Consider the following 20,707-nt stretch of genomic DNA (forward strand, 5'->3'; position numbering starts at 1 on the left):
GCTTCAATCGTCCTAATTATTCGATAATTTCGCTCACGACACCGGCACCGACGGTACGGCCGCCTTCACGGACGGCAAACCGAAGTTCCTTCTCCATGGCGATCGGCGTAATCAACTCGCCGGTGATCTTCACATTGTCTCCCGGCATGACCATCTCGACGCCCTCGGGAAGCGACAGAATCCCCGTCACGTCCGTTGTCCGAAAATAAAACTGGGGGCGATATCCGGTGAAAAACGGCGTATGGCGGCCGCCCTCCTCCTTGCTCAGAATGTACACCTCCGCCTCAAACTTCGTGTGCGGCGTGATGCTCCCCGGCTTCGCAACTACCTGACCCCGCTCAACCTCGTCCCGCTTCGTCCCGCGAAGCAGCAACCCGACGTTGTCGCCCGCGCGACCCTCGTCCAGCAACTTCCGGAACATCTCCACACCCGTGCAAACCGTCTTCGCCGTCGGACGGATCCCCACGATCTCCACAGGTTCGTTCACCAGAATCTTCCCGCGCTCAACACGACCCGTTACAACGGTCCCGCGTCCCGAAATACTGAACACGTCCTCGATGGGCATCAAAAACGGCTTGTCGATGTCCCGCTCCGGTTCCGGTATATAGCTGTCGATCGCATCCAAAAGCTCAAAAATGCACTTCGCTTCCGCGCTGTCCGCATCATCCGATTCCAGCGCCTTCAATGCCGAACCCCGAATGATCGGCGTGTCGTCACCCGGAAACTCGTACTTGTCCAGAAGCTCCCGAAGCTCCAACTCCACCAGCTCGATCAATTCCTCGTCGTCAACCATGTCGCACTTGTTCAAAAACACCACGATCCGCGGCACCCCAACCTGGCGCGCCAGCAAAATATGCTCCCGCGTCTGCGGCATCGGACCGTCGTCGGCACCAACCACCAGAATCGCACCGTCCATCTGAGCCGCGCCCGTGATCATATTCTTGATGTAGTCCGCGTGACCCGGACAGTCCACATGCGCGTAATGGCGGCTATCCGTCTCGTACTCCACGTGCGACGTCGCAATCGTGATCCCGCGCTCCTTCTCCTCCGGCGCCTTGTCGATCTGGTCGAACGGGATAAAATTCGCCTTGCCCTTCAGCCCGCACATCTTCGTGATCGCCGCCGTCAACGTCGTCTTCCCGTGGTCGATATGACCGATCGTCCCCACATTCACATGCGGCTTTTTTCGTTCAAACTTTTCTTTCGCCATCTTAATCGTCCTCCCCTTCAAGCCGGGATTTTATTCTTGTCTCGCGTTTTCCACGAACGGCGGATGGGCCTGAATGCTGTCGGCTGATCCCCCCCAGCATCGAACCTGCCGACTACCAGCGGAAATGCGCAAATGCCTTGTTGGCTTCGGCCATCTTGTGCGTATCTTCTCTCTTCTTGACGGTAGCACCTCGGTTATTGGCGGCGTCCAGCAACTCCCCCGCCAACTTCTTGGACATTCCCTTTTCCGAGCGTTTCCGCGAAAAATCGATAATCCAACGGATCGCCAACGCCGTTCTGCGAGACGGCCGGATCTCCGTCGGAACCTGGTAGGTCGATCCGCCGACGCGCCGTGATTTGACCTCGATGGTCGGCTTGGCGTTTTCCATGGCGTTTTCGAACACCTTCAGCGGCGCCTCGTTGGTTTTTTCCCCAATAATGTCAAAAGCGTCGTAAAGGATTCTCTCCGCCACGCTTTTCTTGCCGTCGCGCATGATGGATTTGACAAACCTTGCGACAAGCTTGCTGTCATACTTTGGATCCGGAACAATCACCCGCTCGGGAACTTCTCTTCTTCTTGGCATAGGTCACACCATTCTCACTGTGTTATTTGGGTTTCTTGGCACCATATTTGGACCGCCCCTGCTTCCGATCTTCCACGCCCAGTGTATCCAGGGTGCCCCGGACGATATGATACCGCACACCAGGTAAGTCCTTGACGCGGCCGCCTCGAACCAGGACGACGGAGTGTTCCTGAAGATTGTGGCCGATACCCGGAATGTAAGCGCTCACTTCGATCCCCGTGGTGAGCCGGACCCTGGCGACCTTCCGCAAGGCGGAGTTCGGCTTCTTGGGCGTCGAGGTGTACACGCGGGTGCAGACCCCTCTTTTCTGAGGCGCACCTTTTAAAGCCGGGGTACCGGTCTTTTTCTTAATTCGCTGTCTACCTTTTCGCACTAATTGGTTTATGGTCGGCATAAAAACCCCTATCTCCTAATCTAAATCACCATTTTTGTGATACATGACAAAATTCTTTTTTATATACATGTAAGGATTCTCTGTCAAGAGATTTTCTCGTTTCAGAGGGAATCGATCTCCAGCTCGGAATATGACGGAAATCCCGTTCCCGCTGGAATAATGCGCCCCATGATGACGTTTTCCTTGAGTCCCTTGAGATAATCCTCGGCACCGGCAATGGCCGCCTCGGTGAGCACCTTGGTCGTTTCCTGGAAAGAAGCCGCGGAAATGAAACTGTCCGTACTGAGGGAGGCCTTGGTGATGCCCAGAATCAGGGGTTCGGCTACTGCCGGTTTCCCGCCCTTGGCCTTGACCTCCTTATTCACCGCTTCGAACACGCTTTTATCGATCTGTTCCTCTATGATGAACTCGGTGTCCCCCACTTCCTTGATCTTGACGCGCCGCATCATCTGCCGAACGATCACCTCGATATGCTTGTCATTGATGCGCACGCCCTGGAGGCGATACACCTCCTGAACCTCGTTGACCAGGTATCGCGCCAGAGCGACCTCGCCCTTGATGGTCAGAATATCCTGGGGGATGGCGGAGCCGGCGATGAGGGGCTCGCCCGCGCGGATGTAGTCCCCCTCGTAGAAATTGATGTGCTTGCCTCGAGGAATCAGGTACTCCTCGACATCCCCGCCGTCCACGGGGGTCACCGTCACCTTCTGTTTGCCTTTGGGCCCCTTGGCGATGGAGACGTATCCGTCTATCCGGCTCAGCACCGCCGTCTCCTTGGGCCGACGGACTTCGAAAAGCTCCGCGACGCGGGGAAGACCACCAGTGATATCCTTGGTCTTGGTGGTGGCGCGAGGCAGCTTTGCCAATACGTCGCCCGCCTTTACCGTGTCGCCTTCCTCCACGAGGAGAATGGCCTCCACAGGGAGTGGATAGCGCATTTTTTTTCCGTCCGGCCCCTTGATGGTGATCCTGGGGCGGACCTCCGCCAACTTGGACTCGATGATCGTCCGGCTCGATTTTCCGGTGACGGGGTCGACCTTTTCCTGGAGGGTTTTCCCCAGCGAGATGTCGCCGTATCGGATGACGCCGTCCACTTCGGTGATGATGGGCGTCGTGAAGGGATCCCATGTCACCAGGAGGTCGCCGGCCTTCACCTCCTGCCCGTCCTTGACGAGAATATGAGCACCGTAGATGACCGGAAACCGCTCCAGCTCCCGACCGGTCTTGCCGACGATGGCGAATTCGCCGCCCTGACGGTCCATGACGATCAGTTCACCGTCGGCGTTCCTGACCACGTTGACATCGATGAACTGGATGTTGCCTTCCACCCGTGCCCGGATGTCCGCCTGCTCGACACGCCGACTGGCAGTACCGCCGATGTGGAAAGTCCGCATGGTCAGCTGGGTGCCCGGCTCTCCGATGGACTGGGCGGCCAGAATGCCGACCGCCTGACCGACCTCGACCCGTCTTCCGTGGGCAAGGTCCCTGCCGTAGCATGCGGCGCAGACGCCCTGGGCACTGTTGCAGGTCAACACCGACCGAATTTTCAGTTTGGTGAGGCCCGCCCTCTCGATCTTCGCCACGACGGTTTCGTCAATCTCGTCGCCGATGTTGGCAATGATCTCGTCGGTGTATGGATCCCGCACATTCTCCTCCGCCACCGTCCGTCCCAGAACCCGTTCGCCCAGACGCTGAATGATCTCGCCGCCTTCCATGAGCGCCTCCACCTCCACGCCCCGGATGGTGCCGCAATCCGGCTCCATCACCACGCAATCCTGGGCTACATCGGCAAGTCTCCGGGTGAGATAACCGGAGTTCGCGGTTTTCAAGGCAGTGTCGGCGAGACCTTTCCGGGCGCCGTGGGTGGAAATGAAGTATTGCAGCACCGAAAGGCCTTCGCGGAAATTGGCCGTGATCGGGGTTTCGATGATCTCTCCCGACGGCTTGGCCATCAACCCCCGCATGCCCGCCAGCTGCCGCATCTGGTCCTTGCTGCCTCGAGCGCCGGAATCGGCCATCATGAAGACCGGGTTGAAGCCTTCCATGAGAATGGGCCGGCCGTCCTTGTCGAGACGGGGATTTCCCTCATCGTCCAGAAGCGGGGCCTTTTTCATGGCATCCATCATTTCGTTGGCGACGTCGTCCGTAGCCTTGGCCCAGATATCGACCACCTTGTTGTATTTTTCTCCCTGAGTGATCAGACCTTCGGTATACTGTCGACCGATCTCCGTCACCTGCTCTTCCGCCCGTTTGAGAATCTCCCATTTCATCTCAGGGATGATCATGGCGTCGATGGAGATGGAAAGCCCCCCCAGGGTCGAATATTTATATCCGATGTCTTTCAGGCGGTCTGACAGGATGACGGTCGCCTTGGCGCCCAGGTTTCGATAAACCTTGTCCACCAACTCCCGCAGCATCTTCTTGTCCATGACGTTGTTGACCGTGTCGAAGGGAATATCCGGCCGCTTGGTCAGAATTTTGAAGATGTGGTAGGCACCATCGCCAAAGATGGCCTCCGTCACATCGCCTTCGGAAAGAGCGAACACGTCCTCGATATCAACCTGCTTGGCATTGAAGATTCTCCGGAATTCGTCCTGCCGCAGAAGCCCCACCATACCGTCGTCCTCGACATCGCTGCTCACGGAGTGTCGTCGGACCATCTCGATGAAGTCGGCGCCGCCCCGGATCTCTGCCAGAATTTTTTTCGCGGTTTCCTTGTCCGAAATCTCGATGTGGCGCATTTTGAGCAGACTGTCTTTGGGAATGATCTCCCAGAGCAGAACCCGCCCGACAGTGGTCTCCACCATCTTTCCGTCCATTCTGACGGAAATCCTGGCATGGAGATCGACTGCGTCGGCATCAAAAGCGGATCGGACCTCGTCCACGTTGGAAAAGCGCTTCCCGGCCCCCCTGGAAAACGGAATTTCCCGCGTCATGTAATAAATCCCCAGAACGATGTCCTGACTGGGGACGATGATCGGGCTCCCGTTGGCCGGAGAGAGGATATTGTTGCTGGAGAGCATCAGTATCCGGGCCTCGATCTGGGATTCAACGGACAACGGCACGTGAACGGCCATCTGGTCGCCGTCGAAGTCAGCGTTGAACGCCGTACAGACCAAGGGATGAAGTTGAATCGCCTTCCCCTCGATCAGGGTCGGCTCGAAGGCTTGGATCCCCAATCGATGCAATGTCGGGGCCCGGTTGAGCATCACGGGGTATTCCCGCACTACCTCGTCCAAGGTGTCCCACACCTCGGGAATTTCACGCTCGACCATTTTCTTGGCGCTTTTGACCGTCGAGACGAGCCCTTTCTGTTCAAGCCGGTAGTAGATAAAGGGCTTGAACAGCTCGAGAGCCATTTTCTTGGGCAAACCGCACTGGTGCAGCCGCAGGTTGGGCCCGGTAGTGATGACGGTACGACCGGAATAATCGACTCGTTTTCCAAGCAGATTCTGGCGAAACCGCCCCTGTTTGCCCTTCAGGGTGTCGCTCAGGGATTTGAGCGGGCGCTTGTTGGTTCCGGTAATGACCCTGCCGTGTCGCCCGTTGTCGAACAGGACGTCCACGGATTCCTGAAGCATCCGTTTTTCGTTCCGAACGATGATGTCGGGCGCGTTGAGATCCATCAGCCGTTTGAGTCGATTGTTCCGATTGATAACCCGTCGATAGAGGTCGTTGAGGTCCGACGTGGCGAAGCGCCCCCCCTCGAGAGGGACCAATGGCCGGAGATCCGGCGGCAACACCGGGATAACATCCATGATCATCTGCTCCGGCTTGATACCGGATTTCCGGAAAGCGTCCACGATCTTGAGCCGTTTGGACAGTTTCTGCCGCTTGGCCATAGAGGTCGTGGAATTGATCTCCTCCCGGAGTTCCCGGTGCAGTTGCTCCAACTCCAGGCCCTGCAGAAGGATTTTTACGGCCTCCGCGCCGATGCCCGCATCGAACTTGTATCCGTATAGCTCTCGCGCCTCACGATATTTCTCTTCGGTCAGCAACTGGCCCCTGGTAAGACCAGTCTCTTTCGGGTCGACAACGATGTAGCTGTCGAAGTAGAGCACCTTCTCCATATTTTTGAGAGTCAGATCCAGAAGGTTGCCAATTTTGCTGGGCAGGCTCTTCAGAAACCAGATATGGGCAACGGAAGTCGCCAGGTCAATATGGCCCATGCGCTCACGCCGGACCTTGGATTGAATGACCTCGACGCCGCATTTTTCACAAATGACGCCCCGATGCTTCATCCGCTTGTATTTGCCGCAGTTGCATTCGTAATCCTTGGTTGGACCGAAAATTTTTGCACAGAAAAGCCCATCACGCTCCGGTTTGAAGGTCCGGTAGTTGATAGTTTCCGGCTTTTTGATCTCCCCATGAGACCATTCCCGAATCTGTTCCGAGGATGCCAAGGCAATCTTGACCCCTTTGTAGTTTTTCGGGTCCATGGGTTTTGCAAAAAAATCGTATAACGTTTCCAAATTGATCCCCCTTTAAAGCTTTAGGCGTTAAACCAAACGAAAACGATCCTGTCAGTTTTCGTTCTGCATGAGGGTAATGTCCAACCCCAGACTCTGCAATTCTTTGGTCAGAACTTTGAAAGATTCGGGGATACCAGGTTCCAGGACGTTCTGTCCCTTTACGATCTTCTCATACATTCTTGTCCGGCCGGCCATATCGTCGGATTTCACCGTCAGGAATTCCTGCAACGCATGAGCCGCGCCGTAAGCCTCCATGGCCCAGACCTCCATTTCGCCCAACCGCTGACCGCCAAACTGCGCCTTGCCGCCGAGCGGCTGCTGGGTGACCAGGGAATAGGGGCCGATGGAGCGGGCGTGTATTTTATCATCCACCAAGTGGTGCAATTTAAGCATGTACATCGTTCCAACAGTAATTCTCTCTTTGAAGGGCTCACCGGTACGCCCGTCATAGAGGGTCGCCTGTGCCGTCCGGGAAAGCCCCGCTTCCACCAGGAGCGCCTTGATTTCATCTTCCTTGGCGCCGTCGAAGACCGGTGTCGCCATATGAACACCGTCTTTATAGAAGGATGCAAAACTCAGCAGCGTCGCATCGTCCATTTCCGCGATCTCGTTGATCACCTGAATCTCGTTGTCGTTCAGGGCATCCATCTTTTCCGTCGAAAAGATACGCTTGACCTTTTCCCTGAGCGCGACCGTTTCCTTGTTTCGAACCATCGCCTCGAGCTGCTCGCCCAGAACCTTGGCGGCTCGACCCAGGTGAATCTCGAGGATCTGACCGACGTTCATCCGCGACGGCACGCCCAGCGGGTTGAGCACCATATCGACCGGCGTACCGTCCTCGAAATAGGGCATGTCTTCCTGGGGGAGTATTCTCGACACCACGCCCTTGTTGCCGTGTCGGCCGGCCATCTTGTCGCCCACGGAGAGCTTCCGTTTCATGGCGACATAGACCTTCACCATCTTGATTACTCCAGGCGGCAGGTCGTCGCCCTTCTCGAACCGGCTCACCCGTTGTTCAAAATTGAGGCGGCAGCGCTCGCACTGCTCGGTATAGATATCCAGGATGTTGTGGACCTGATCGGTGACGTCAACATCTTCCAGGACGATGCCCTCCAGTTGAGAGAGGGGATCGATATTGTCCAGTATCTCCCGGGTAATTTCGACGTTTTTGGGAATCAGTACCGTCTTGCCCTTTTTCAGAGGCACCGAGCATTTCTGTCCGACGAGAAGCCGGGCGATCCGCTCCCAGACCACATCCCCCATGATCGCGATTTCATCGTCCTTGTTCCGCTCGAACCGGGAGATCTCTTCGTCTTCGATCCACCGGGTCCGATCGTCTTTCTCGACGCCCCGGCGGGAAAAGACCTTCGCGTTAATCACGATCCCCTCGACGCCGGGCGGCACCCGAAGCGAGGTGTCCTTCACATCGCCCGCCTTTTCACCAAAGATGGCCCGAAGCAGTTTCTCCTCCGGGGAGAGTTGGGTCTCACCCTTGGGCGTGACCTTGCCCACCAGGATGTCGCCGGATTTCACCTCCGCTCCCAGACGGACGATCCCGCTGTCGTCAAGATTCTTAAGGGCCTCCTCCCCCACGTTGGGGATATCACGGGTGATCTCTTCCTTGCCCAGCTTGGTGTCGCGGGCAACCACCTCGAACTCCTCGATATGCACCGAAGTGTAGACCCCGTCTCGGACCAGTCGGTCGCTCACCAGAATGGAGTCCTCGAAGTTGTAGCCGCCCCACGGCATGAAAGCGACGGTGACATTCTGGCCGAGGGCCAACTCGCCGTTTTCGGTGGCCGGGCCGTCCGCGATGATCTCCCCGGCCTTGATTCGCTGCCCCTTGTGGACGATGGGCCGCTGGTTGAAACATGTGTTCTGGTTAGACCGGACGAATTTGGACAGGTTGATGGGCTCGACGACCTTTTCCGACGGATCCTCCGACATGTCGTATTTCAGAAGGATACGCGAGGCCTCCACATCCAGGACGATCGCATCGCGCTTGGCGACGATGGTCACGCCCGAGTCTTTTGCCACCACGGACTCGATGCCCGTGCCCACCAGGGGCGCCTTGCTCTGCATGAGGGGAACGGCCTGCCGCTGCATGTTGGATCCCATGAGCGCACGGTTGGCGTCGTCGTTTTCCAGAAACGGAATCAGAGAGGCCGAAACGCTCACCAGCTGATTTGGGGAGATGTCCATCAGTTCGATATTCTCCCGGTCGACCATCTCGAACTCGCCGGAGACGCGTGACGTCACCCTCGGATTGACATACTGCTTGTTCTCGTTCATGGGCGCATTGGCCTGGGCGATGGGATGCTTCTTCTCCTCGAACGCGCTCAGGTATCGAACCTCGTCGGTCACCGTGGCATTCCGAACCACGCGATAGGGTGTCTCGATAAATCCGTAATCATTGACCCGCCCGTAGGTACTGAGGGAAACGATCAGACCGATGTTGGGCCCTTCCGGGGTTTCAATGGGGCATATGCGTCCGTAGTGAGACGGATGAACGTCCCGCACTTCGAAGCCGGCTCGCTCCCGGGTGAGACCGCCCGGGCCCAGCGCACTCAGACGGCGCTTGTGGGTCGTTTCCGACAGAGGGTTGGTCTGGTCCATAAACTGAGATAGCTGACTCGTTCCGAAAAATTCCTTCACCACGGCGGACACCGGCTTTGGGTTCACCAGATCGTGGGGCATGAGGGCATCGACCTCTTGAAGGCTCATCCGCTCTTTGATGGCGCGCTCCATCCGTACCAAACCGATGCGATACTGATTCTCCAGAAGCTCTCCCACGGCCCGGACCCGCCGGTTGCCCAAATGGTCGATATCGTCCACAACGCCCTGGGTATCCCGGAGTTCCACCAGCGTCTTGGTGGTCAGGAGGATGTCTTCCTTGCGAAGCGTCCGCACGTCGACGGGGGTATCGATGCCCAGCCGGAGATTGATCTTCATTCGCCCGACACCCGACAGGTCGTAGTAGGAGGACTTGAAGAACAGATGATCGATAAAATCCTGAGCGACCTCCGGCGTCGCGGGATTGCCCGGCCGAAGCCTCCGATATATCTCGATCAATGCTTCTTCCTTGGTTTCGACCTTGTCGAGCAGAAGGGTCTTTCGTATGGAATCGCTGATGCTGACGCCGTCGATCAGCAGAAGTTCGAATTGATCGATTCCCACGCGGCTGATCTCCTTCAACACCTCTTCATCCACCGGATCGTTAGCTTTAGCGATGATCTCACCGGTTTCCGGCGCGATCACGTTGAAGGCGAAGAAGCCGTTCAGGATGTCGTCGACGCTGATGGGGATTCGCTGGACATCCGCAGCCTTGAGTTGCCGAATGGCCCGTTGAGTGAATATACGCCCCTTTCGGACCACCACTTCGCCGGTGTCGGGAAGAACGATATCCTGGGAAGCCCGCTGCCCCTTGAAGGCATGTTCCTCGAAGATCTTATAGAATTCATCCCCCTCGATGACGATCTTCTGGGTTTCATAAAAATAGGCCAGGAGGTCCTCGGTGGTATATCCGAACGCCTTGAACAGCAGCGTCACCGGAAACTTCCGTCGTCGATCGATGCGAATGTAGACGATGTCTTTCGGGTCAATCTCCATGTCGATCCAGGAGCCCCGAACAGGGATGATCCTCGATGAATAGATGACCTTTCCACTGGAGTGGGTCTTTCCCTTGTCATGGTCGAAAAACACGCCGGAAGAACGATGAAGCTGGCTGACGACTACCCGCTCAGTCCCATTGATGATGAAGGTTCCCTTGTCGGTCATTAAGGGGATGGTGCCGAAATATATCTCCTGTTCCTTGATGTCGCGAATATTGGAGACCCCCGTCTCCTTGTCGATATCGTATACGACGAGCCGGACGGTGATACGAACAGGAAGCTCATAGGTCATGCCGCGGTCTATACACTCTTCGACGCTGTGCTTGGTTTCCGCAAAACGGTAAGAAACAAATTCAAGGGACGCGCTCCCCGTAAAATCCTTAATGGGAAACACCGACTTGAATACGGTTTGCAGCCCGATATCTTCACGCTTTTCAGGAGGAACGTCGATTTGCAGAAAACGTCTGTAAGACTCTCTTTGCATTCCGATAAGATCAGGAATCTCGATAATTTTCTTAATTTTCCCGAAGTTTTTCCTTATGCGTTTAGCTGCCGCTAAAGGCTTTCCCGTCATATCGTCTCCAATGAATAATGGTATTCTGAAACGGCGACAATGGGATGAAAGCCGTAACGGCATTCCATCCCATTGTCGCTGATACTATAATGGCGTGTAGGAGTGAGGATGTGGCTTATTTTATTTCGACCTGCGCGCCGGCTTCTTCAAGCTGAGCCTTGATTTTGTCGGCCTCATCCTTGGGAACCCCTTCCTTCACCGGTTTGGGGGCCTCATCCACCAGGGCCTTGGCTTCTTTCAGGCCGAGACCGGTAATGGCGCGCACTTCCTTGATCACCTGAATCTTCTTGTCGCCCGAGGCAGTCAGGATGACATCGAACTCCGTCTTCTCTTCGGCTGCGGCCGCAGCGCCCTCGGCGGGCATGCCGCCGGCCATCATCGCCACGGGTGCGGCAGCGGAGACGCCGAATTTCTCTTCCAGTTCCTTAACCAGCTCCGACAGCTCCAGAACCGACATATTTGCAATAAATTCTATAACATCTTCTTTGGTAACATCCGCCATTTTTACTTATCCTCCAAGTCTTGTTTTAACAGGTACGAAACACCTCAGGCCGCTTCTTTCTGCTCTTTGATGGCCTGCAACGCATACAACAGTTTCTGGGGAACCGCATTGAGAACGCGCACGAACGCTGTCGGAACCCCGTTCATCGCGGAGAGCACCTGCGCGAGCAGGACCTCTCTGGACGGCAGGGACGACAGCGCCTTGATGGCCTTGACATCGATCCGTTTGCCGTTCATGACGCCGATTTTGATCTCGAACTTGTCGTTTCCTCCCGCAAACTCCGTCATGACCTTCGCGGGCGCGACCGGATCGTCGTAGCTCATCGCTACGGCGCTGGGGCCTTTGAAGTCATCTTTGATCAATGCCACCTCGGTGTCTTCGGACGCTCTGACGAGAAGCGTGTTCTTGACGACCTTGAATTCGACATTGACCTCGTTGAGTTTTTTCCTCAATTCACTGACGGCGGCCACATCAAGCCCCTTATAGTCGGTCAGGATGACAATCTTGGATTTCGAGAACTTTTCGTGAAGTTCCTCCACGATCGCCTTTTTCTTGTCCAGCTTCATATAATTTTCACACCTCCTTTCGTGCCTGTTCAAAACCAGAGGTAAGTAAACTTGGAAAGCTACTGTCTCGGCAGGCCGAACATGTCGATTAAATACAAATCAGCAGAGCACCAGAATTTGTATACCCACGGTCTTTGACAGGAATATTTTTTGAGTGCGGTATTGGCGTGAGTAGGAACGGCGCGATTGAAACCTCCGCCCCCTGTCTCCTCAAACATAATTATTTTACCAGATCTTTGATGGATGCCGTATCGACCTTGACGCCGGGTCCCATTGTCGTGGATACGGCGATGCTTCGGATGTAGGCACCCTTACTCGCCGAAGGCTTCAGGCGCATGATCGTTTCCAGAAACGCAGTTGCGTTCTGCACGATCTTTTCGGCGCCGAAAGAGACTTTCCCCATGGGTGCGTGGACAATTCCCGCCTTTTCCACTCTGAAGTCAATCTTTCCCGCTTTCAATTCGGTGACCGCCTTTGCCAGATCAAAGGTGACGGTTCCGGTCTTTGCATTGGGCATCAGACCTCTCGGCCCGAGGAGACGACCGATCTTTCCGACGGACCCCATCATGTCGGGCGTCGCGACGGCCTTGTCGAACTCGAACCAGCCGCCCTTGATCTTTTCGATCAATTCATCGTTTCCGACATAATCGGCTCCGGCCTCTTCAGCCTCTTTTTCCTTTTCGCCCTTTGCAAATACGAGAACCCTCACCTCTTTCCCGATTCCATTGGGCAGGACAACCGTCCCTCTGACCATTTGGTCCGCGTGCCGCGGATCAACACCCAGTCTGACGGCGATATCAAAAGTCTCGTCGAATTTCGCAAAAGAGGTCTCAATCGCTCGTTGTACAGCTTCCGTAAACCCGAGTAGCGCTCCAGGACTTGACTTTTTCTTTGCCTCTAAATATTTTTTACCCCGCTTCGGCATCGTTTATCCTTGCTCCTTATCCATTATCCTAATGATCAATCGTCCCTTCAGCGGCAACCCCACCCTCCGGCGTTGATCATTTATCTGCGATCTCAGACGATCAAGCTACCTCGATCCCCATGCTCCTTGCGGTACCTTCGATGATCTTGCAGGCCGCATCCAAATCGTAGGCGTTCAAATCAGGCATCTTGAGCTTGGCAATCTCCTCTACCTGCGCCCGCGTCACCCTGGCGACCTTATCGCGCTTCGGATCGCTCGCACCCTTGGCAATTTTCGCCGCTTTTTTCAGCAGGACGGCAGCAGGCGGTGTTTTGGTCACAAAGGTAAAGGACCTATCCTGATAAACGGTGATGACAACCGGGATGATCATGCCTTCCTCATTGGCCGTTCTCGCGTTGAAGGCTTTGCAGAAATCCATGATGTTGACACCGTGCTGTCCAAGCGCCGGACCGATCGGGGGGGACGGGTTGGCCTTGCCTGCCGTCACCTGTAGTTTTATCTGTGCAATTACCTTTTTTGCCATCTTTCTCTATATACTCCTGATCAAGGCGTTTTTGGGAGGTTCGGGTCACCGGCCCAAGCAAGCCGTCCACCCCCCAGACTACTTATAGTTTTGTCACTTGTACGAAATCGAGTTCCACCGGTGTGGAACGGCCGAATATGCTCACCAGAACCTTTATCTTACCCTTCTCCGGATTCACTTCCTCCACGGTGCCGTTGAAATTGGTAAACGGCCCGTCGATAACTCTGACGTCGTCTCCCGTCTCGAAATAAAACTTGGGCTTGGGCTTGAGCTGGCCGGCTTCCATCCGGTTGAGAATGCCGGCGGCCTCTTCGTCGGAAATCGGTACTGGTTTTTCGCGGCCGCCCAGGAAGCCGCTGACCTTGTCGGTGTTGTTCACGATATGCCAGGTTTCATCGTCCAGATCCATCTGAACCAGAATGTATCCCGGATAGAATTTACGGGAAGAGGTCTTTCGCTTTCCCTTAACGAGTTCGACAATCTGTTCCGTCGGTACGACGATCTCACCGAACTTTGCCGCATGAGGAGAAGAGGCGATTCGTTCCTCCAGGGATTTCTTGACCTTGTTTTCAAACCCTGAATACACATGGACGATGTACCATTTTAGCGCCATTTTTATCTCCGTTTTTACTGAAGCACGACATGAATCAAACTTGACAGCGCCAAGTCCACAACCCCGAGAAACAAAGAGATGATCATTACAAGGATAATGACGACGACCGTCGAGCCGATGGTCTGCTTTTTGGAAGGCCAGGTGACTTTCTTCAGCTCGGCCTTGGCCTCCCTCAAAAACTGAATCCCCTTTTCCAGGTAGCCGATCTTGATGGTTCCGGTCGAGAGCTTTTTCTGAGGCGCGGGGAATCTTTTTTTCTGGACTTCCCGGGGAGCGACCGAAACGGCCTCACCCGCCACCGCCTCAGCGTCCTGTCCGTCGGAGGACACCGCCGATTCGCCGCCGTCACCCGGTTTCTTTTTTTTCTCTGTTTTTTTCTTCCTCTGTAACCGTGCCATTATGCTCCTAAAAATATGGAAAGCCCAAAGAGTCAACCGGCCGAAGCGGCCCGTCTACGCCTTGAGCTTGCACCATAAAATATCCGCATGATTCTGGCAGGCCAGGAGGGACTCGAACCCCCAGCATTCGGATTTGGAGTCCGACGCTCTACCATTAGAGCTACTGGCCTGAACAAAGCACCTTGCCTATGAAGCAACCGGATTGACCGACCCGCCCTTGTTCGACATCGGGCGGATCAACTACTTGGTTTCTTTGTGAGGCGTATGCTTTTTACAAAATCGGCAATATTTTTTGAATTCCAGCTTATCCGGCGTCGTCCGTTTGTTCTTGGTCGTCATGTAGTTCTTCTGCTTACACTCGGTGCATGTCAGCGTTACATTTACTCTCACAGGAAACTCCTTCAGTGCTATTCGATAATTTCGCTCACGACACCGGCACCGACGGTACGGCCGCCTTCACGGACGGCAAACCGAAGTTCCTTCTCCATGGCGATCGGCGTAATCAACTCGCCGGTGATCTTCACATTGTCTCCCGGCATGACCATCTCGACGCCCTCGGGAAGCGACAGAATCCCCGTCACGTCCGTTGTCCGAAAATAAAACTGGGGGCGATATCCGGTGAAAAACGGCGTATGGCGGCCGCCCTCCTCCTTGCTCAGAATGTACACCTCCGCCTCAAACTTCGTGTGCGGCGTGATGCTCCCCGGCTTCGCAACTACCTGACCCCGCTCAACCTCGTCCCGCTTCGTCCCGCGAAGCAGCAACCCGACGTTGTCGCCCGCGCGACCCTCGTCCAGCAACTTCCGGAACATCTCCACACCCGTGCAAACCGTCTTCGCCGTCGGACGGATCCCCACGATCTCCACAGGTTCGTTCACCAGAATCTTCCCGCGCTCAACACGGCCCGTTACAACGGTCCCGCGTCCCGAAATACTGAACACGTCCTCGATGGGCATCAAAAACGGCTTGTCGATGTCCCGCTCCGGTTCCGGTATATAGCTGTCGATCGCATCCAAAAGCTCAAAAATGCACTTCGCTTCCGCGCTGTCCGCATCATCCGATTCCAGCGCCTTCAATGCCGAACCCCGAATGATCGGCGTGTCGTCACCCGGAAACTCGTACTTGTCCAGAAGCTCCCGAAGCTCCAACTCCACCAGCTCGATCAATTCCTCGTCGTCAACCATGTCGCACTTGTTCAAAAACACCACGATCCGCGGCACCCCAACCTGGCGCGCCAGCAAAATATGCTCCCGCGTCTGCGGCATCGGGCCGTCGTCGGCACCAACCACCAGAATCGCACCGTCCATCTGAGCCGCGCCCGTGATCATATTCTTGATGTAGTCCGCGTGACCCGGACAGTCCACATGCGCGTAATGACGGCTATCCGTCTCGTACTCCACGTGCGACGTCGCAATCGTGATCCCGCGCTCCTTCTCCTCCGGCGCCTTGTCGATCTGGTCGAACGGGATAAAATTCGCCTTGCCCTTCAGCCCGCACATCTTCGTGATCGCCGCCGTCAACGTCGTCTTCCCGTGGTCGATATGACCGATCGTCCCCACATTCACATGCGGCTTTTTTCGTTCAAACTTTTCTTTCGCCATCTTAATCGTCCTCCCCCACCGTTGATAAACGTGTCAATTCAAGCAATCTAAGAAACTTAAACCCATAAAGCTTCTTGTATTCCGAAAAAGGCAGTGCTGTAAAAAAATGGAGCCCACGACCAGAATCGAACTGGTGAACCTCTTCCTTACCAAGGAAGCGCTCTACCGACTGAGCTACGTGGGCTTTATTGGATTGAAAAACTCGCTCTTCCGCCAGACAAGTCTATTGGAGCGGGAGACGAGGCTCGAACTCGCGACATTCAGCTTGGAAGGCTGAAGCTCTACCAACTGAGCTACTCCCGCTCTGGAAAACCTAGTCCAAAACCGACCCGGAAGGCGCGTTTAAGACCGATGCGATGGAAGCCGTGTAGTCACACAATCCAACCATTACAGCTGAAATCTCCTACAAACAGCCCGCTATGAGATTGGTGGTGGGGGGAGGATTCGAACCTCCGAAGGCTTCGCCGACAGATTTACAGTCTGTTCCCTTTGGCCGCTCGGGAACCCCACCCGGAAATATGGAGCCAACGGAGGGACTCGAACCCCCGACCCACTGATTACAAATCAGTAGCTCTACCAACTGAGCTACGTTGGCCCTTCGTTGTCTGCACATTCAAAAGCTCTCTCAAAGACCCATGACGTTTATACCTTAAGCACTTTTTTTTCAAGTTTCAAAAACAGGATAAATAAGGCATTAGTTGGCTTTAAAGGAGAATTTATACATATTTAAACTGCATTTCGATTATTTAAGCCTGATATCTAATTTTTTCTCGACTTTCAGTTTTTATGACGGTAAAGGGGGCGGCGGCTGAAGATTGAAGGCGGATAAGGGTCCCGTTCGTCACAGACGTACACTGCAAGCCTTCAGCCTGTGTTCCTGAAACAACGATATCGGCGCACATCGACGGCACCGTCTTCTGAACCTCGAATGTTGATTTTTGTAAATGGCGCAGCATGTCGCCCGACAATTTATACGGGTGATCGCTCTCCCGTATTCTGTACATGGCATCCGGGACATCGTCCGGAGGGCATCGACAGCCATAATTCCTTGACAGATCTCGATCTTTTATGCTTTATTTCCGATGTATGCCGGTTTCGGACCACCAAAGATCCACTGAGACGGTTTCACGTCGCATCATAGCCGATTTCAAAGCCAAGGACAATTGAGGAAATTCTTCTATGAATACGTTCCGATCCGCTGTTGTGTTATGCTGTTTATTGGTTCTTCTCGTCGGTTGCTCCACCCCATCCAAAAACCAGAACGCAGCGTCTCCCCGGCAACCGACAGCGGAAAAGCGCACCGTCGCACAAGGCCCTTCCCGCACCCCCGCTTCCGACACGGTTTTGCTTTCCACGCCGCCCGACATGCCGCTGGATCCCCAATCCCATGCCATCATCAACAAGGCAGTGTCCTACTGCAGGAAATCCCAGACCTGCTGGCAAAAAGAGGAGATCGAAGAGGCTCTCGCCGCTCTGGATAAGGCCTATGCCTTGCTGCTGAAGCTGGATGACGAAGACGACCCCGATATGGTCAAGCGCAAAGAGGACCTTCGATTCCTCATATCCAAACGGATCCTGGAGATCTATGCATCCCGCAACACCACGGCCAAGGGCCACCGTCGGGCGATTCCCATCGAGATCAACCGCCACGTCCAGAAAGAGATCGACTATCTGACGAAGGGGGATTTTTTCGTCAACGCTTACCGACGCTCGGGACGGTACCGCGCCCACATCAGCCAGGAGTTGTCCAAAGCCGGTCTGCCGCCGGAACTCTCCTGGCTGCCCCTCATCGAAAGCGGCTACAACGTCCGGGCACTGTCCAGCGCCCGGGCACTCGGTCTCTGGCAGTTCATTCCGTCGACGGGATACCGTTTCGGCCTGAATCGGGACCGGTACGTCGACGAGCGGATGAATCCTTACAAATCTACCCAGGCGGCCATCGCCTACCTCAAGGCCCTTCACGACATGTTCGGCGACTGGACGACCGTTCTGGCCGCCTACAACTGCGGCGAAGGGCGGGTTCTCAGGGTCATTCGTGCACAGCAGATCAATTATCTCGACAACTTCTGGGATCTCTACGAACAGCTCCCCAATGAAACCGCCCGATACGTTCCCCGGTTTCTGGCGACCCTGCACATCGTCAACAATGCGGAAAAATACGGCATCGATAAAGTAAAGCCCTACAGGCCCATCCCCTATGAAACCGTCACGGTTTCGAAACAGGTTTCCCTCGCGGATCTTGCGACACATCTCGACGTCCCCGGCGAGACGCTGAAGGAGCTGAATGCCGAACTCCGCCAGGGGATTCTTCCCGGGACACCCTACGAACTGAAGGTGCCCCCGAAAAAGGAACGGCTGGTTCTCGCAAAGCTCCACGACATTCCCGTCGCCAGTCCGCCCAGAACCGTCAAACCGACCGTCCGCTCCAGAAAGAGCCCGCCTGCTGTAGTCTACCATCGCGTTCAACGTGGCGATACCCTGACGGAAATTGCCAGAGCCTACCGCACCGACGTCGATACCATCAAGCGCGCCAACGGCCTGAAGCGCAGCAACGTCATCGCCCTCGGAAAAGTGCTCAAGATCCCCGGCGGCAAAACGCCAACGGCCATGGGAAAAAGTGCTCCCGCAGTAGCCTACCATCGCGTTAAACGTGGTGATACCCTGACGGAAATTGCCAGGACCTACCGTACCGACATCGACACCATCAAGCGCGCCAACGGCCTGAAACGCAGCAACGTCATCGCCCTCGGAAAAGTGCTCAAGATCCCCGGCGGCAAAACGCCCACCCCTCCTGAAAATGAGGTCGCCGCCAAACGACGGCCGCGACAGAGCATCAAATACGTCGTTCAAAGAGGGGATACCCTCTGGAACATCGCCAAACGCAACGGCGTCTCGACCCAGAAAATCATGAGGGCAAACGGCATGAAAAACAAGAAGGTGCTGGTCGGGCAGACCTTGAGAATCCCCCATGACGGCGCCGGCGGTACCACAATCGCGGCCAACGACGCCTTGAAGACCTACCGGGTCAAAAGCGGCGATGCTCCGATGGATATCGCCAAACGTCATAAGATGACATTACAGCGCTTTCTCCACGTCAACAACCTGACCCATGACAGCAAGATCTATCCGGGCCAGAAGGTGTCGGTGGAATGAGCTGAACAGCGTCTGCCGCGCCGGCCGTCGGCGCTCATGCAACCTGAACCTCAAAAAAACCACCATCCCGCTAAACGGCATTGACGCGGCAAAACCGCTATGCTAATAGAACGGGCGATTCGAGGCTGGGGGCATCCCCCCCGCCGGACATTTCCGAAAGGCGTCCAGAGGTTCGCCGGCTTCCCCAAAGCGCCCCCGTAGCTCAGTGGATAGAGCAATGGATTCCTAATCCATGTGCCGCAGGTCCGATTCCTGCCGGGGGCACCATTAAAATCAAGGGATTGGCCATATTCAGCCCCCCCTGTTTTTCTGAGCACGGTTATTTACCCCGCATTACCCCCCCAGTCCACGGCCGTGATGCGGCTCCGCCCCAGGCCTGCTTGTATTCCAGCATGAGCCGAAAGGTTGGCCGCCGGATCGAGGACGGCCTATCATCCTCCCTGCCCGAGAGGATAAGCTGATGAAGCGCCGGATCTGGGGCGTCTGGCACGCCCCGCATCAGGGCTTACCGAGTGCATGCTTTCATGGTTTCGGAAACCTTCCGATAGACATCCGAGAACCGCAGGAGACCAACGATCCTGTGGTTCTCCATCACAAAAAGCGCATCGTGACGATTCATGACGAAGAGGTGAAAGCATTTGTTCAGGGGGTCATCCGGAGTCGCGGTTTGCCCTTTGGAAGGCGCCTTGAGAAAGTCCTTTATTCTGACCCCTTCGGCTTTCCGGCACAAATCCTTGAATGGGTTTTCCCATAAATTATAATCCCGTTGCATGGATGTCCACACGTAATGAAGCCCGAAACGGTTCAGGGCGTTCTCCACATCGATCCGCCCATAGTTGGTCTCCAACCCGCCCAAAAGATCAATGGGAGAAAATTTTCCAATGACCTTCCCTGCCTCGTCTTCCACCAGCAGGATTCTCTGCTCGGACTCGCCGGAAAGAAACTTTTCCTGGGCCGCTTCAAGGGCCGAAAGCCCCTCGTACAGGGTTGCCTGCAAGGATATTTTTGGGAATTTTTCCGCGGCCACCATCAGATCCCGTACTGTCAATGCTTCCATGTTATGCTCCTTTTGTTTGCAGAACATCGTCTATCCCTGACCACACCAACGTTTTGGGCTCACTCTATTTTATAAGATTAACCACCGATACCCCCCGTGCCAAGCCCATACCCCCCGAACGCAACGGTTTCCCATTCCTGCACGCATTTCAGTACCTGAGATTCTGCTTTTCGCGGCAACCGTCAAGCGTTGCACAGATACGGCCCACGCCCTGCTTCAGCGATCCGGCTTGTCGACACAATTCTTGCGGTGAGTGGGGAACCGGAAAAAATTAACGACCCTGAAACGACAGCACCGTCGACGAGACTGGACAATCTTTCCGATCGTTTCAAAAAAACCGCCACTGGTATAGCGATGGCCGCGGAAATCGGCATCCCCGGAATGCGCTCCGCCTGTCCGCTGTTTGACGCCTGGATCACGAAACGGGAATCGCCGGTGAGGTGGGAAAGACGGCAAAACGTAAATTTTCACGGAATTCGAGCAGACGGAGGGTTCAGGCTTCCGCCTGCCCGATGATGAATAGCG

At 55.4% G+C, this 20,707-nt stretch carries 16 protein-coding genes and 6 tRNA genes; 3 read left to right on the forward strand and 19 right to left on the reverse strand.

The window, feature by feature from the left end:
- Positions 1 to 16: 16 nt before the first annotated feature.
- The 18 genes from tuf (dmul_RS14705) to dmul_RS14790 all read right to left on the reverse strand — a co-directional run bounded on the left by tuf (dmul_RS14705) (position 17) and on the right by dmul_RS14790 (position 16,567).
- Complete coding sequence (tuf, locus tag dmul_RS14705) at positions 17 to 1,210, reverse strand: elongation factor Tu (protein ID WP_070962341.1); 1,194 nt, start codon at positions 1,208 to 1,210, stop codon at positions 17 to 19.
- Between the two features lie 112 nt (positions 1,211 to 1,322).
- A complete protein-coding gene (gene rpsG / locus dmul_RS14710) occupies positions 1,323 to 1,793 on the reverse strand; it encodes a 30S ribosomal protein S7 (protein ID WP_020878810.1) in 471 nt (156 codons plus the stop codon).
- 22 nt (positions 1,794 to 1,815) lie between these two features.
- The gene (rpsL, locus tag dmul_RS14715; RefSeq protein ID WP_020878811.1) at positions 1,816 to 2,187 is read right to left on the reverse strand and encodes a 30S ribosomal protein S12; all 372 of its coding nucleotides are present in this window, start codon (positions 2,185 to 2,187) and stop codon (positions 1,816 to 1,818) included.
- A gap of 101 nt (positions 2,188 to 2,288) precedes the next feature.
- Positions 2,289 to 6,659: a DNA-directed RNA polymerase subunit beta' gene (gene rpoC, locus dmul_RS14720; protein WP_020878812.1), complete on the reverse strand. Its 4,371-nt coding sequence runs from the start codon at positions 6,657 to 6,659 to the stop codon at positions 2,289 to 2,291.
- 51 nt (positions 6,660 to 6,710) lie between these two features.
- The gene (gene rpoB / locus dmul_RS14725; RefSeq protein WP_020878813.1) at positions 6,711 to 10,844 is read right to left on the reverse strand and encodes a DNA-directed RNA polymerase subunit beta; all 4,134 of its coding nucleotides are present in this window, start codon (positions 10,842 to 10,844) and stop codon (positions 6,711 to 6,713) included.
- 115 nt (positions 10,845 to 10,959) lie between these two features.
- Positions 10,960 to 11,346: a 50S ribosomal protein L7/L12 gene (gene rplL, locus dmul_RS14730; protein ID WP_020878814.1), complete on the reverse strand. Its 387-nt coding sequence runs from the start codon at positions 11,344 to 11,346 to the stop codon at positions 10,960 to 10,962.
- Between the two features lie 44 nt (positions 11,347 to 11,390).
- Positions 11,391 to 11,912 (reverse strand): 50S ribosomal protein L10, encoded by a 522-nt coding sequence (gene rplJ, locus dmul_RS14735; RefSeq protein WP_020878815.1) that lies wholly within the window; start codon positions 11,910 to 11,912, stop codon positions 11,391 to 11,393.
- 220 nt (positions 11,913 to 12,132) lie between these two features.
- Positions 12,133 to 12,837, reverse strand: coding sequence for a 50S ribosomal protein L1 (gene rplA, locus dmul_RS14740; protein WP_020878816.1), 705 nt, complete (start codon positions 12,835 to 12,837; stop codon positions 12,133 to 12,135).
- 100 nt (positions 12,838 to 12,937) lie between these two features.
- Positions 12,938 to 13,360, reverse strand: coding sequence for a 50S ribosomal protein L11 (gene rplK, locus dmul_RS14745; RefSeq protein WP_020878817.1), 423 nt, complete (start codon positions 13,358 to 13,360; stop codon positions 12,938 to 12,940).
- A gap of 82 nt (positions 13,361 to 13,442) precedes the next feature.
- Positions 13,443 to 13,973, reverse strand: a complete 531-nt coding sequence (gene nusG / locus dmul_RS14750) for a transcription termination/antitermination protein NusG (RefSeq protein WP_020878818.1) — start codon at positions 13,971 to 13,973, stop codon at positions 13,443 to 13,445.
- A 14-nt stretch (positions 13,974 to 13,987) separates the two neighbouring features.
- Positions 13,988 to 14,371: a preprotein translocase subunit SecE gene (gene secE / locus dmul_RS19795; protein WP_020878819.1), complete on the reverse strand. Its 384-nt coding sequence runs from the start codon at positions 14,369 to 14,371 to the stop codon at positions 13,988 to 13,990.
- 94 nt (positions 14,372 to 14,465) lie between these two features.
- A tRNA-Trp gene (locus tag dmul_RS14760) sits at positions 14,466 to 14,541 on the reverse strand.
- Between the two features lie 70 nt (positions 14,542 to 14,611).
- Positions 14,612 to 14,761: a 50S ribosomal protein L33 gene (gene rpmG / locus dmul_RS14765; RefSeq protein ID WP_040416939.1), complete on the reverse strand. Its 150-nt coding sequence runs from the start codon at positions 14,759 to 14,761 to the stop codon at positions 14,612 to 14,614.
- A 17-nt stretch (positions 14,762 to 14,778) separates the two neighbouring features.
- The gene (gene tuf / locus dmul_RS14770; RefSeq protein ID WP_070962341.1) at positions 14,779 to 15,972 is read right to left on the reverse strand and encodes an elongation factor Tu; all 1,194 of its coding nucleotides are present in this window, start codon (positions 15,970 to 15,972) and stop codon (positions 14,779 to 14,781) included.
- Between the two features lie 107 nt (positions 15,973 to 16,079).
- Positions 16,080 to 16,156, reverse strand: a tRNA-Thr gene (locus dmul_RS14775).
- A gap of 43 nt (positions 16,157 to 16,199) precedes the next feature.
- Positions 16,200 to 16,275: transfer RNA gene (locus dmul_RS14780), tRNA-Gly, on the reverse strand.
- A 123-nt stretch (positions 16,276 to 16,398) separates the two neighbouring features.
- Positions 16,399 to 16,483: transfer RNA gene (locus dmul_RS14785), tRNA-Tyr, on the reverse strand.
- An 8-nt stretch (positions 16,484 to 16,491) separates the two neighbouring features.
- A tRNA-Thr gene (locus tag dmul_RS14790) sits at positions 16,492 to 16,567 on the reverse strand.
- 584 nt (positions 16,568 to 17,151) lie between these two features.
- Here dmul_RS14790 and dmul_RS14795 point away from each other — a divergent pair.
- Positions 17,152 to 19,125: a LysM peptidoglycan-binding domain-containing protein gene (locus dmul_RS14795; protein WP_020878781.1), complete on the forward strand. Its 1,974-nt coding sequence runs from the start codon at positions 17,152 to 17,154 to the stop codon at positions 19,123 to 19,125.
- A gap of 191 nt (positions 19,126 to 19,316) precedes the next feature.
- A tRNA-Arg gene (locus tag dmul_RS14800) sits at positions 19,317 to 19,392 on the forward strand.
- 238 nt (positions 19,393 to 19,630) lie between these two features.
- On the opposite strand, the gene dmul_RS14805 is transcribed toward dmul_RS14800, so the two are convergent.
- On the reverse strand, positions 19,631 to 20,182 hold the full coding sequence (locus dmul_RS14805; protein WP_020878780.1) for a CBS domain-containing protein: 552 nt from the start codon (positions 20,180 to 20,182) through the stop codon (positions 19,631 to 19,633).
- Positions 20,183 to 20,431: 249 nt separating this feature from the next.
- Here dmul_RS14805 and dmul_RS21290 point away from each other — a divergent pair, with 249 nt between their 5' ends.
- Positions 20,432 to 20,698, forward strand: coding sequence for a DUF4276 family protein (locus dmul_RS21290; RefSeq protein ID WP_200809354.1), 267 nt, complete (start codon positions 20,432 to 20,434; stop codon positions 20,696 to 20,698).
- Positions 20,699 to 20,707: the final 9 nt, after the last annotated feature.

The organism is Desulfococcus multivorans (assembly GCF_001854245.1).
Taxonomy (GTDB): Bacteria; Desulfobacterota; Desulfobacteria; order Desulfobacterales; family Desulfococcaceae; genus Desulfococcus; species Desulfococcus multivorans.